Origin of the sequence: Flavobacterium potami, assembly GCF_020026915.1 — a bacterium.
Classification (GTDB): Bacteria; Bacteroidota; Bacteroidia; order Flavobacteriales; family Flavobacteriaceae; genus Flavobacterium; species Flavobacterium potami.
The window spans coordinates 550460-564526 of sequence record NZ_JAINUY010000004.1 but is presented as its reverse complement, the minus strand read 5'-3'; the positions used below and the strand labels follow the sequence as shown (position 1 = coordinate 564526).

The following is a 14067-nucleotide window of genomic DNA, read 5'->3' as shown; positions in this document are numbered from 1 at the left end:
TATGAAAAAAACTCTACTTTGTTTTCTTTTTTTATTGCCTACTTTAATTTTTGCTCAGATTAGCAGCATCATTCATTGCGCTGGAGATAACGTTTTTGATTTGACTAGCAAAACGGCGGAATTGACAAAAGATCGAGATCCTTCTCAAACTTATACTATCCGTTATTTTTTAAAATATTCTGATCCTGCAAAAGGTCATGAAATTCTAAATCCTCAAAATTATGTTTGTACGGATACTCACCAAGAGATTTTTGCAAATGTAGAAGGAGAAGGAGGAACTCGTACATCTTATTCATTTATGATTATTGTGAATTCTCGTTTAGAATTTGCTAATGCCAGTGTTTCTTATCCAGAATGCGGAAACACGAGAGTCTATCTTGCTGCTAGATACGGTAGAAGTCCTCATCAATATTCTTTAGATGGAGTTCATTATCAAACCGCAAGCAGTTTTAATAATGTAGCTCCCGGATCTTACAACATACATATTAAAGATGATTATGGCTGTACAAAAGATTCTACATTAGTTGTACCTTCATTAACCCCATTTACAGCTACTTTTTTAAAAATAGACAATACTTGCTTTGGATTTAAAGATGGAAGAATTGAAGTTACTGCTAACGGAGGAAAGTTACCTTATCGCTATTCTATCAACAATAATAGTGCTCAAACATCTAATATATTTCCAAATTTAGCAGCTGGTACTTACACCGTGAAAGTAACAGACTCGAATAATTGTCTTGAGATTTATACTTTACAAATAGAGCAACCCAATATTTTACTAACTCCAACAACAGCTAGAAATGTCACAACTCCTGGTGGTAACGATGGAGAAATAACAGTAATGGCTTCAGGAGGAACACCATACTATTCCTATCTCTTAAGAAACGATTTTGGAATAGTCAGACCTTTCCAATCTTCCAATAGGTTTACTGCTGTAGCTGCTGGTAATTATTATGTTGAAGTAAGAGATTCGAAAGGCTGCTTAACTATAAATCCAATTACCGTTTCTTCTGACCCAATATCTTCTTCGCCTTTGGTAGTTTCTGCAGCAGTCACTGGTATTAACTGCACTAATTTTAGTGGTACAATAACAGCTCAGGCCGCAGGTGGATCTGGTTCTTATTTGTATTCTTTAGATGGCTACAATTATGTTGCTTCGAATATATTTCCAAATTTATCACCTGGAATTTATAATTTAAAAGTTAAGGACAGTAATAACGTTACAGAAAGTATGAATGTTATTATTGAACCTTACGCTGAGCTAACTGTGACTGGTGAAAGTAGTAAAATTGTCAGCTGTTCTGAAAATAGTAGTTCAACAATCACCTTAACAGCTAGCGGAGGGGCAAGACCATATCGTTATGCTATAGATAATTCTGCCATTTATCAAGAGAGTAATACTTTCTCAGACCTCTCTGCCGGAACACATACTTTTACTGTTAAAGATGCAAACGAATGCACTGCCAGCAATTCTTTACTTATAGAATCGCCCACCTCATTGACAGCTTCTGCAGTTGTTACTCAAGCTCAATTTTGTGGCGATCAGAACTCTGTAACCATCAATGCTTCAGGAGGAAAAGCTCCTTATGCTTACTCTTTTTCTATGGGTGGTATATATTCTGGAATAAATACAAGTACATTATCTCCTGGAAATTATACCTTATTTGTTAAAGATTCTAATGGTTGTATCGCAACTACAAATGTTACTGTTTTAGCGGCGAATGTTCCCGTGACAACAATTTTGTCTTATACAGATGTAACCTCTGCTAACAGCAATGACGGAAGCATAACCGTAAATGCGACTGGTGGAATTCTACCTTATCGTTTTTCTTTTTTAAACAGTGGAAGTCCAGCAATAATTTCTCCTGCTTCCAATTTTACTTTTAATAATCTTGCTCCAGGAAATTATGAAATAATTGTAACAGATGCTAAGAATTGTATTTCGCAATCCCTTCAAGTTACTATTACTGCACCTAATCCAAGTGCGTCTCTTACTGCTACAGCTGATTTAGTCCAGCCTAATTGCTCTAATCCAATCGGAGTAATAACTGTAAACGCATCAGGAGGAAGTGGAAATTACCAATATTCGATAGACGGTACTACCTTTAACTATTCTAATGTTTTTACTGTTTCACAATCTGGCACTTATACTGTAAATGTTCGTGATTCAGATAATGGCCTATTTAGTTTTAATGTTGCAGTATCGCCTCTAAACCCGATGGCTTTGACGGCTACAATTATTTCTCCAGTAACATGTAATAATAATGGAACTATAATGGCTCATGTTATTAACGGTCAGGCTCCGTATAGTTATTCTATAAACGGAAGTCCATTTCAGTACGATACAAGTATTTTCACCAATCTAATTGCTGGAAATTACAGTATTACCGCTAAAGATGCTAACGGTTGTATGGAAAACGCAATGATAACTTTGCAATCTCCTGTTGCGCTAAGTGCTTCTATGTTTATTACTGAACCTCAAACTTGTGGAGATAAGCACTCTGTAACCATTGATGCAACTGGAGGTCAGGTTCCATATAGTTATTCTTTTTCAGGAGGAGACAACTATTCTCAATTCAATACAAGTAAACTAGATCCAGGAACATATAGTTTTTTTGTAAAAGATGCCAATGGTTGTGTTGCAATGACAAATACAGTTACAATACTTTCAACAACACCTTTAACCACAATTGCAACTGCGACAAATACAACATCTGCTAACAGCAGTGACGGAAGCATTACAGCAATGGCAAATGGAGGAATTGAACCATATACCTATTCTCTTTTAAACAACGATAATTCCGTTTTTGTTCCGGCACAAGCAAATAATACTTTTAATAATCTCCTTTCTGGAATGTATGGAGTAATTGTTAAAGATGCTTTAGGCTGTACTTCAGGAATTACAAAAGTGACTATCTCAGCATCGCTTCCAACTCTAATAGCAACTATAGATATACTTCAACCGAATTGTGCCTTTGAAACCGGTACAATTACCATAAATGCAACAGGTGGATCTGGTACTTACTTGTACTCAATAGATAATGGTATCACCTATAGTAATTCTAATATTTTTAATGCTGTTCAACCTGGCACTTATACGATAAATGTTCGCGATTATAATAATACGACATACACTTCTAATGTAATTATTGTAGCTCCTGTGAATCCAGTTCTTTTTACTGTGTCTATTGTTTCTCCTATATCTTGTTTTTCAAATGGAACTATAGAGGTTAATGCAATTGAAGGCAAGGCTCCGTATTCTTATTCATTAAATGGAAGTTTATTTCAAACGAATAAAACGTTCACAAATCTTGTTTCAGGTTCTTATGTAATTTCCGTTAAAGACGCTAATGGCTGTACCAACACAAGCACTATAACATTACAAGGTCCCAATTTAATTAGCGCTTCGGCAAGTGTAAAAAATCAAACGGTAACTATTGATGCTCAAGGTGGAACAGGAAAATTAATGTATGCTATTTCGCCTAATTTAAATCAATATTCTGCAAATAATATATTTTCAAATTTAACTTTTGGGACTTACACAGTAATAATACAAGACGAATCTGGCTGCTTTGTTCAATTAATGGTTACTGTAGATCCTTCTCCTCCTGTTATAAATGGCAAAACCGAAATTGTGCTTGAATTTAAATCAGGACAGACTTTAGCAGATATTGTTATCGAAGGTGAGAATATAAAATGGTATAGCAGCAAAGGCACTTCGACTAGTAAAACTAACAAAAGTACAGAAACCAGTTTACCATTATCAACTGTTTTAGTTGATGGCGTTACATATTATGCGTCACAAACTATTAACGGAATTGAAAGTACAGAACGTCTTGCCGTAACCGCTAAATTTAATAGTTCTCTGGCTACTCCTGATTTTGATTTTAATGGCTTTAAATTTTACCCGAATCCCGTAAAACATATGCTGTCTATTGCCAATAAAACAGTAATTGATAACATTGAAATTTTCTCTGTTTCAGGACAATCCGTTTTATTCAAAAAAATAAATAGTACAGAATCTGAAATTGATTTATCAAATCTTTCTGTCGGAATGTATATCATAAATGTAAAATCAGACGGAAAAGAAAAAGCAATGAAGTTTATTAAAAAATAATACTTCATACAAGTAAAAACAAAAAGCCTTCACTTTAAGAATGAAGGCTTTTTTGTTTTTTAATATTTTTATTTTACTGCTCGATTTCGGTTTTTGACACGGTATGTTTTTTTAAAGAAAAATAAGCCACAATGGTACTCAGCAACATCAAAATTCCCCCTAAAATAAATGGCGCTCCTGCAAATTTGAAAGGTGCCTCTTCGTGAGTGAAAAAATAGAAAGTATTCGCCATCATTGGCGGACCAATAATTGATGAAGCGCTCATTAAACTGGTTAAAGTTCCTTGAATTTCTCCTTGTTCACTTGGTTCTACTTTACTGGCTACAACAGATTGTAAGGCTGGCCCCGCAATTCCGCCAAGGCAATACGGAATTAAAAACACAAACATCATCCAACTTTCGGTTGCAAAAGCAAATAACAACATTCCGATTGTGTATAAAGCTAAACCAACGTAAATACTTTTTTCATTTCCTATTTTCGGATTGATATAACGGACTAATCCGCCTTGTACAACTCCCACTAATAAACCGATAATTCCTAATGAAATTCCAATCATTCTTTCGTCCCAGTTAAATTGATAAATGGTGAAAAAACTCCAGTTACTTTGTACAGCATGCGAACCTACATACAAAAGAAATATTGCGGCGATTAAACCAATTAAGGTTGGGTATTTTCTTAAACCTAAAATAGCTCCAATCGGGTTGGCACGTTTCCAATCAAAAGGTCTACGGTTTTCTTTTTTAAGAGATTCCGGGAGAATGAAAAAACCGTAAAGGAAGTTTACCATACATAAAATCGCCGCCGCATAAAAAGGAACTCTTGAACCATATTGTCCTAAAAGCCCTCCAATTACAGGTCCGATAATAAATCCTAATCCGAAAGCAGCTCCAACTAAACCAAAGTTTTTTGCTCTGTTTTCAGCCGTGCTGACATCTGCAATGTAGGCTGAAGCTGTTGTTATACTGGCGCCAGTAACTCCAGCAATAATTCTTCCGATGAAAAGCCAAATGATTGTTGGTGAAAATGCCAATAGAAGATAATCTAATGAAAATCCGAAAAGGGAAATCAGGATAATGGGTCTTCTTCCGAATTTATCGCTCAAATTTCCAATAACTGGAGCAAATACAAATTGAGTTATCGCATATGCGAAAGTTAACCAGCCTCCTATTTTTGCGGCTTCGCTGATATCTCCATGAATCAATTCTTCAATTAATTTCGGAATCACAGGAATGATAATTCCCCATCCTGTAATATCAATTAACATGGTTATGAAAATAAAACCAATCGCTGCAGATTTATCTTTTTGTAGCATAATAATTTTATAAGGAGATGCAAATAAACGAAAAAGCTAATATTTATTTAAATTCCAATAAAAAAATTCCAAATTCAAAATTCTTGAAATTAATAGTTTCTTTATAAATAAATAAAACTACTTCTAATTTTTTCACGCAGATTTGAAAAAGATTCTAGCAGATAAAAAAAGATTTTATAATCTGATTCAATCTGCTTAAATCTGCTAAATCTGCGTGAAATATTTTAAAAAAATCAATAAAAAAATCCCAAATTCCATTTAAGGAACTTGGGATTTTTCGTTTTGAAATTCCAATTCGGACTTTGAAATTTCTATCAAAAATTAAAACTATTAATGAGTATGTTTTGGATTAAAACCGTCTTCGCTTAATTCTGTATGCTCGTAATCGGCAACCATTTCAGCTTCGTAATCGATTTTTTCTCCTTTAGAGAATTTTCTAATGATTTTCTCCATAATATCATAGATAACCGGTACCACAATCAAAGTAAGGAATAATGATGAAATCAAACCTCCAATAATTACCCAAGCCAATCCGTTTTTCCATTCAGCTCCTGCTCCAGATGCTAATGCAATTGGGAACATACCGAATACCATCGCAATTGTTGTCATCAAGATCGGACGTAAACGTGCGTGGTTTGCCTGGATTAACGCTTGTCTAATAGATTCTCCAGCAGCTCTACGCTGATTGGTATAATCGACAAGCATGATCGCATTCTTACACACCAGACCAATCAACATGATGACCCCTAAAATGGTAAAGATATTCAATGTGTTGTTTGTTAATGCCAGAGCAAATAAAACTCCAATAAACGAAAGCGGAATAGCGAACAATACAACAAACGGGTGAACAAAACTGTCATACAAACCAACCATTACAAGGTAAACCAAGATAATAGCCGCTAATAATGCAATTCCTAAAGTACCAAAACCTTCTGATTGGTTTTCTTGATCTCCACCCCAGATGTAATTAACTCCAGTTGGTTTTTGCAATTTATCTAGTTTTTCTTGCCATTGCGTAACGATTGTTCCTGCTGGAACCCCAACGTTCTGACCTTGTACGGTTACAGAAGCTGTTTTATCTCTACGCTCTAATTTACTTGGCCCAGAACCTTCGGTAATGGTAGCAAATTGGTTCAGTTTAATTTGCTGACCTGCATTGTTTATGAAAATCAAGTTACTTACGTCTGTGATGTTTTTTCTATCAAATTCGTTGTATTTGATGTTAATATCATATTCGTATTCACCAGCTCTAAATTTACCGTCAGTATTACCACTATAAGCGGTTTGCATTGTTAAACCAACCGTTTGAAGTGTTAATCCTAATGCTGCCATTTTATCTCTGTCTACCTGAACGTTGATCTCTGGATTTCCGTCTTCAACTGTTAATTTAATCTCAGTTGTTCCAGGAATAGTACGCAATTCAGCTTCTGCCATTTTTGCAAATTTCATAGCGCTTTCTACGTTCGGACCTGTTACGATCAAACCTAAAGTTGCATCTTCTGCAGTACCTAAAATACCTACAGGAACTGTTTTAACTTTTGCTCCAACTAATATTTTCTCCAGTTTACGTTTTGTTTTAGCAGCGTAAACGTTGGCATCATCTGTACGGTCTTTTTGCTCGATCATTTTAACGTCGATCTCAGCTTTGTAAGCCGTTGCTTGAGCAGCTCCTAAACCTTCACTGGTTTGTCCTACCGTTGTAATTTGACTGAAAACATATTTCTCTCCTTTTAAGAAAGCTTCTGCTTTTTGTGTCATAAAGTTAGTCTGCTCCAAAGAAGCATCTTTTGGCATCTCAATTTGTACTAAAAACTCACCACTATCAGATGATGCAAAGAATTCTCCTCCAATGTATCCACCTCCCATTAACCAGAAGATTGAACCAAAGAATAATACTAATACAATTCCGATTGTTTTGATATAATGATCTAAACACCAGTTAAGCAAGTTAGAAACCCAGTTCGTAAAACGAGTTAAGTAACTTTCAAACCCTAGGATAACTTTTCCAAAAAGATTTTTACCTTCAATATGCTCTAATTTTCCGAAACGTGAAGATAACCATGGAATGATCGTAAACGAAGCCAATAAAGAGAACATTGTTGATATAATTACTGTAACACAGAATTGTGTAATAATGTTAGATACCAATCCCGTACTCATTGCAATTGGCAAGAACACCACCACAATTACCAATGTAATCGAAGTTACAGTTCCACCAATTTCGGCAGTACCATCGTATGCTGCACGAATTCGGCTTTTACCCATCTCCATGTGCCTGTAGATATTCTCTAATACCACAATCGCGTCATCCACAAGAATACCAACAACAAGAGATAAACCAAGTAAAGACATTAAGTTAAGTGTATAACCTAATAAATAGATTCCGATAAATGTAGCAATCAAAGATGCTGGAATAGATACCATTACGATCAACGAGTTTCTAATACTGTGCAAGAAGAACAACATTACGAAAGCTACCAGAATAACCGCAATTAATAAGTCATGTACAACAGAATCTGCTGCTTCAAGAGTAAAGACTGTACTGTCTTTTGCCACTTCTAATTTCAATTGAGCCGATTTGTAATCGTTCTCTAAAGTTCCAATTGTTTTAATCAACTGCTCACTTACCGCTACGGCATTTGCATCTGATTGTTTTACAATTTGAAGTACAATGGCACTTTTTTGATCTACACGCGCAATTTTCTCCGCGATTTTTTGTGTATCTTGAACGTCTGCAATTTCTCCTAAACGAACTTGAATCCCGTTTTGAGAAGAAACCACTAAGTTTCTTAGTTCTTCAACATTTTTATATTTACCCGCTAAACGGATTAAGATTTTTTGGTTACGAGTTTGGATGTTACCTGTTGGGAAATCCAGATTCGAAGTTAAAATAGTCTGCTGTACTTGAGGAACCGAAAGTCCGTAACCTTGCATTTTTACTGCATCAAGGTTTACTTGAATTTCACGTTCTTGTCCACCAATAATATTTACCTGAGCAACCCCTTGTACACGAGATAAAACTGGAGCAATCTTTTTATCGATCAAATCGTAGAAAGCGGCTTCGTCCATTTTACCATTCGCACCAAGCGTCATAATTGGTAAATCACTCAAAGAGAATTTTGTTAATGATGGCGGATCTGCATCGTCTGGAAGATCACTCAAAATCGCATTAATTTTACGCTGTGCATCGTTCATAGAAATATCTACATTGGCAGTAGAAAGTAATGTAATCGATACTACAGAAAGAGACTCATAAGATTTTGAGTCGATTTTCTTGATATTTTCCAGAGAGGCAATCGCATCCTCGATTTTCTTGGTTACAGTATTTTCAACCTCACTTGGAGAAGCTCCAGGATAAACTGTTGAAACCGTAATTACGTTGGTTTCAAATTTTGGGATCAGCTCGTAGCCCAACTGGCTGTAACTGAACAATCCACCAAGAGTCAGAATTGTAAACAATACAATTACCAACGACGGACGTTTTATGGATATTTCGGCTAATTTCATATATTTTGTTTTAGGCTATAGGCTATACGCTGTAGGCTTTAGGCTTTTTTGAAAGGCTTAAAGCTGATTGCTTACGACTTAAAGCGATACAATTATTTAATAATTTCTACTTTATTTCCGTCTTGTAAGTTGATTTGACCTGTCACAATTACTGTTTCTCCGTCATTCAAACCATTAATGATTTCAACTTTATCTCCTAAGATTCTTCCAGCTACAACTTTTTTCAATTTTGCAACGTTGTTTTCTACAACAAAGATTTCGTTGCTGCTCACACTTCCAACAAATGCATTTCTAGGAACTACTTTTAAGTTTTGTTTTTGGTTGTTCGAACCAAAATTAGCTGTTCCGTACATACCTGCTTTCAAATCATTGTTTGCATTATTTGTAATCTCGATTTCAACAGGGAAATTTAATGATGCATCTGCTTTTGCAGCGATGAAAGTAATTTTACCAGAAAAAGATTTATCAGGATAAACACTTGCTGTAATGTTTACTGTGTTTCCTAATTTTAAACTTGCTACTTGAGTTTCGTTTACTGTAACTGTTAATTTTAGTTTAGAAACATTTACGATATCAAATAAAGCTGTTGCAGGCATTCCTGCTAAAATAGATCCCGGCTCAATGTATTTTTTGTTGATATATCCGTTAATTGGTGCTTTTACCTTCGTATCTCCAACGTTAATGTTAGCTTGTGTCAAATTAGATTGCGCATTTGTCATAGCCAATTTTGCCTGATCTAATTGTTGTCTTGTTACACCACCAGTTTTAAATGCATTTTCGTATCTCGCATAATCAGCTTTTGCATTCTGATAAACTGCCTGAGCTTGTTGCGCATTTACATTGATCACATCACCTCTTACTGTTAAAAGCGTCTGTCCTACTCTTACGTAGTCACCTTCTTTAACTAAAACGTTGATTACTTTTCCAGATTTTTCAGCAGAAAAAGTCAATTCCTGAATTGGCGCAAAGTTTCCGTTTGCAGTAAAACCAAGATTAACATCTTCTGTTTTTACTGTTGCCACTTTTACCGAAACTGCTGCATTTTTCTCTGCTACAACTGCAGTTTTACCTTCGTTTTCCGCCTTATTTTTATTTAAAATGTAGTTAATCCCGACAAGCGCCACGACTATGATTACGATTGTGATAATTATTTTCTTCATTGTAATAATTTGTTATTTAGTAAGAGTTTTTAGTTCGCCTTTTGATTTGATTAGAGATATTTCGGCAATTTTATAATTTAAAACCGCTCTGGTATAGTTATTTTGAGCTTCAAGAGAGGCATTTTCTGCGTCTAACAAATCGGTTAAAGATGCTAATCCCTGAAGGTAATTGTTTTTGGTATTACTAAGAATTTCAGTGGCCAAACGCATATTTTCTTTTTGATTTTCGATTGTCACCAAATTATTATTAATCTGAGTAATGGCATTTCTGTAATCTAAGTCAAGAGAAAGTTTAGTGTCTTTGATATCTTCCTGAAGCGATCTAATTTCAACATCTGCTTGTCTTACTTTAGCACGCGTTCCGAAACCTGTAAAGATTGGCACATGTAAGTTTAAAGCGATTGCAGAGAAATCTGACCAGTACACTCCTCTTTCTGGTTTTGCAAACCAAGGAAATTCAGGTCCCTGACCAATATAGTTGTAACCTGCAGATAAAGAAAGCGTTGGATAATATCCTGCTTGCATTGCTTTTTTATTGAACACCAATAGCTCTTCTTGTTTTTTCAAAAGCAGATATTCTGTTCTGTTTTCAATATTAGGCTCCTGTGTTAAAGCTGCAGGAACTACTTCAAATTCTTCTTTAGGAAGTATGATTTGGGTTTCAATTGGCATACCCATGTAGAATTTCAATGCATTTTCCTGTAAAGTAATCTGATTTTTAATCTGCTGACGCTCTGTATCGATATTAGACATTTTTACAATGATACGGTCTAAATCAATTTTTTTAGCAAGACCATTATCAAATTGTCCTTGTACAATATCACGAACTTTTGTCGTATTAACATAATTACTGTCCAACAGAGTCAATCTTTCTTGTTGTACATAAACTGAATAATAGTTATTTGCCACTCTCTCAATAACCTGTTCTTCTGTTAACTGATCGTTTATTTGATAAAACTCACGTGTAGATTTCGCTGCTTTTAATCCTGTAAAAACAGATTGATCAAAGATTGCTTGAGTTAAAGAAAGTCCAGCAGTTGATGTCCATTTTTGACCAAATGCAGCCTGAATCGTAGTTCCCGGCTGTCCAAAACCTGCACCATCAATAACAGTAGTCTGAATAATTGGATTATGTGTCAAATTACCGTTTGCACTAATTTGAGGCAAAGCTCTGGAACGTATTTCCTGAATTTTATACTCGCTGTTTTCAACCTCAAGCTTTGCTTTTTTTGCATCGGCTTTATTTTGAAGCGCATAATTTACCGCGTCCTTCAAGGTTAAAGTCGTTTGTGCGCCGGCAGAGAAGCCTATTGTACACAAAAATATAAGAAAGATTCTTTTCATAAGTAGTTAATATTTATTTTTAAATTTTGAGATAGTCTCGTCATTTATCTTTCCCGCTCTCTTAGAAAAATGACGATTAATTTTGGAATGATGATTAGTTGATTATTCTTTTAAGTTGCTTTTCCAATTCTTCTACTCCTTTTGCAGTTGCCATTGCTCGAGTATGATATTCTAATGCTTCTAATTCTATTCTTTGTGCTTCACTTTCCGAAACAGTATTTTCATTGATATGGAAAACCAGTGTGTAATAAAATTTCACATAAACCTCTACATTCAAATCACTTCTGTAAAGCCCTTCTTGAATTCCTTTTTCGATATTATCTCTAAAACATTGCGTGCATTGTTCAATCTCAAACGAGAGGATGTTTTGGTAAATCTCAGGATAATGTTTTTTGAGCTGATAAATTGGAGAAGTATCAATATTGTTTTTAAACATGTCTCGAAACATTTCTCTAATTTCAAAATTCTCATGAATAGCATTATAATTTTTTGCAATAATGGTATCCATAATTTCGTGAACCTGACTATGAACCATTGAAGTACTTTCTTCAATCAAAACTTCCTTATTGCAGAAATATTTGTAAATCGTTTTTTTAGAAATACACATTTCGCTTGCAATGTCATCCATTGTAACGCTCTTAAAACCAAGCTTTAAAAACAACTCGCTTGCTTTCGAAATTATTTTCTCTTTCATTTTAAATTCTCCAAATTGTATTACAAATATACCTCGGAAACTCAAATCAAAAAAAATAGTTTCCAATTAATTTGTAAAAATTTTACATTAACTTATTGATTTACTAAGAATTATATACTGAATTCCAAATTAGCAATTAGCTTAATATCTTTTCCTAGCGCCAAACCTCCATTGTGTTGAAAAGAATTATAATCCAAACCAAAGTCCTGACGTTTGATATCGCCTTTAATTTCAAAAGCAACTTTTTGCTCTCCATTATAATTATTAACACCTAGAAATTCAGCATCAAGCTCTACAACTCTAGTCACATCTTTTATGGTTAAATCTCCTTTAAAGAAATTGATGTTCTTATTTACTTTCTGAAATGAAGTCGACTTAAAACTGATGATTGGATGCTCATCTACATCAAAGAAATCCTGAAGTTGAAGATTAGTATCGATTGATTGAAAGCTCTCATTTTTATTATTGATGTCAAATGAAAATTCTACCGATGCATCTTCAATTTCATTGTCTTCAATATTTACATAACCGCCAAATTTATTTGTTGTACCTCCTAAATAAGCAATTATCGAATGTCTCATTTTAATTAAAACATCTGATTGTGTAGAATCTAAAGTCCATGTTGTTTTCATAAGTAACTGATTTTAATGAGTTTATAATTTACTCAAATCTAAAATGGAAACTTTTACAGTGTTCTTAGTTTCCATTTAACGGTGCAAATATAAACAGGAAACTAAGAATACCAAAAAAGTTTCCGTGTTTTTTTTCATTTTTTTAACAATTTAATTTTGAGTTGATTTAGAAAGAAACATTAAATGTTTGCCAGCATTTGATATTTATCAGGAATTTTTAATAATTGAATTGTATCTTTGAGCCACGCAAATCAGAATTTCATTTTATGCACAATATTAGTCAGTACCAAGATTTTTTTATAGAATATTTAGAAAGTCAGAACATACACAAAGAGCCTGTTAATCTTTATGAACCGATTGAATATATCTTAGGTCTTGGCGGAAAGCGTATTCGCCCAGTTTTAACCCTGATGGCTGCAGAAGTTTTTGATACTGATTATACAACTGCCCTTCCTGCAGCAATGGCTGTAGAAGTTTTTCATAATTTCTCTCTCGTTCATGACGATATTATGGATGACGCGCCTTTAAGAAGAGGACAGGTTACCGTTCATGAAAAATGGAATTTAAACACTGGAATTCTTTCGGGCGACGCCATGCTTATCTTGGCGTATCAATATTTTGAACAATACGAACCAATTGTTTTTAGAAACTTAGCCAAATTATTCAGCAAAACAGCTCTTGAAGTTTGTGAAGGACAGCAATGGGATGTTGATTTTGAAGTTCGCAAAGACGTTACCATTCCCGAATATTTAAAAATGATTGAATACAAAACAGCTGTTTTAGTTGCTGCCGCGATGAAAATGGGTGCAATCGTTGCCAAAACTTCAGAAAAAGAAGCTGATTTAATTTATGATTTCGGATTAAATTTAGGATTGGCTTTTCAATTGCAAGACGATTATTTAGACGCTTTTGGTGATCCAGAAACTTTTGGAAAACAGGTTGGCGGTGATATCATCGAAAACAAAAAAACGTATTTATATTTAAAAGCTTTAGAATTTTCGTCAAGCGAAAAAGCATCAGAATTAGAACAATTATTTACGCTTCAGCTTGAAGACAATTCAGAAAAAATAGAAACTGCAAAAGCGATTTTTAACGAATCAGGCGCTTCAAAAGCAACGCAAGAAGCTATCGAAATGTATACTTTTAAAGCCTTTGAAACGTTAGAAAAAATGGAAATCAATTCTGAAAAGAAAGACGTTTTGAGAACTTTTGGAGAGAATTTAATGGGACGCAAGGTCTAGTTTTCAGTAATCAGTGTCAGTATTCAGTAAAATCTACAATCATCAATCTAAAATCTAAAA

The 14067-nt window shown here is 34.4% G+C and carries 8 protein-coding genes; 2 read left to right on the top strand and 6 right to left on the bottom strand.

Annotated elements, in window-relative coordinates:
- Position 1 precedes the first annotated feature (1 nt).
- A complete protein-coding gene (locus tag K6T82_RS14715) occupies positions 2-4117 on the top strand; it encodes a T9SS type A sorting domain-containing protein (protein ID WP_223707009.1) in 4116 nt (1371 codons plus the stop codon).
- A gap of 73 nt (positions 4118-4190) precedes the next feature.
- Here K6T82_RS14715 and K6T82_RS14710 read toward each other — a convergent pair whose 3' ends face one another.
- From K6T82_RS14710 to K6T82_RS14685, 6 genes are all read right to left on the bottom strand, one after another.
- A complete protein-coding gene (locus K6T82_RS14710; protein ID WP_223707007.1) occupies positions 4191-5429 on the bottom strand; it encodes a TCR/Tet family MFS transporter in 1239 nt (412 codons plus the stop codon).
- 330 nt (positions 5430-5759) lie between these two features.
- The gene (locus K6T82_RS14705; RefSeq protein WP_223707005.1) at positions 5760-8936 is read right to left on the bottom strand and encodes an efflux RND transporter permease subunit; all 3177 of its coding nucleotides are present in this window, start codon (positions 8934-8936) and stop codon (positions 5760-5762) included.
- A 92-nt stretch (positions 8937-9028) separates the two neighbouring features.
- Positions 9029-10096 (bottom strand): efflux RND transporter periplasmic adaptor subunit, encoded by a 1068-nt coding sequence (locus K6T82_RS14700; RefSeq protein ID WP_223707002.1) that lies wholly within the window; start codon positions 10094-10096, stop codon positions 9029-9031.
- Positions 10097-10108: 12 nt separating this feature from the next.
- Positions 10109-11440: a TolC family protein gene (locus tag K6T82_RS14695; protein WP_223707000.1), complete on the bottom strand. Its 1332-nt coding sequence runs from the start codon at positions 11438-11440 to the stop codon at positions 10109-10111.
- A 94-nt stretch (positions 11441-11534) separates the two neighbouring features.
- Positions 11535-12134 (bottom strand): TetR/AcrR family transcriptional regulator, encoded by a 600-nt coding sequence (locus K6T82_RS14690; protein WP_223706998.1) that lies wholly within the window; start codon positions 12132-12134, stop codon positions 11535-11537.
- A 110-nt stretch (positions 12135-12244) separates the two neighbouring features.
- Positions 12245-12766: a YceI family protein gene (locus K6T82_RS14685; protein WP_223706995.1), complete on the bottom strand. Its 522-nt coding sequence runs from the start codon at positions 12764-12766 to the stop codon at positions 12245-12247.
- Positions 12767-13032: 266 nt separating this feature from the next.
- On the opposite strand from K6T82_RS14685, the gene K6T82_RS14680 reads away from it, so the two are divergent.
- Positions 13033-14007, top strand: a complete 975-nt coding sequence (locus tag K6T82_RS14680; protein ID WP_223706993.1) for a polyprenyl synthetase family protein — start codon at positions 13033-13035, stop codon at positions 14005-14007.
- Positions 14008-14067 lie beyond the last annotated feature (60 nt).

Excerpts from the sequence above, each read along its gene's own strand:
- K6T82_RS14695 (WP_223707000.1), bottom strand. The coding sequence starts at position 11,440 with ATGAAAAGAATCTTTCTTATATTTTTGTGTACAATAGGCTTCTCTGCC.
- K6T82_RS14685 (WP_223706995.1), bottom strand. The coding sequence starts at position 12,766 with ATGAAAACAACATGGACTTTAGATTCTACACAATCAGATGTTTTAATT.
- K6T82_RS14705 (WP_223707005.1), bottom strand. The coding sequence starts at position 8,936 with ATGAAATTAGCCGAAATATCCATAAAACGTCCGTCGTTGGTAATTGTA.
- K6T82_RS14710 (WP_223707007.1), bottom strand. The coding sequence starts at position 5,429 with ATGCTACAAAAAGATAAATCTGCAGCGATTGGTTTTATTTTCATAACC.
- K6T82_RS14700 (WP_223707002.1), bottom strand. The coding sequence starts at position 10,096 with ATGAAGAAAATAATTATCACAATCGTAATCATAGTCGTGGCGCTTGTC.
- K6T82_RS14715 (WP_223707009.1), top strand. The coding sequence starts at position 2 with ATGAAAAAAACTCTACTTTGTTTTCTTTTTTTATTGCCTACTTTAATT.
- K6T82_RS14690 (WP_223706998.1), bottom strand. The coding sequence starts at position 12,134 with ATGAAAGAGAAAATAATTTCGAAAGCAAGCGAGTTGTTTTTAAAGCTT.
- K6T82_RS14680 (WP_223706993.1), top strand. The coding sequence starts at position 13,033 with ATGCACAATATTAGTCAGTACCAAGATTTTTTTATAGAATATTTAGAA.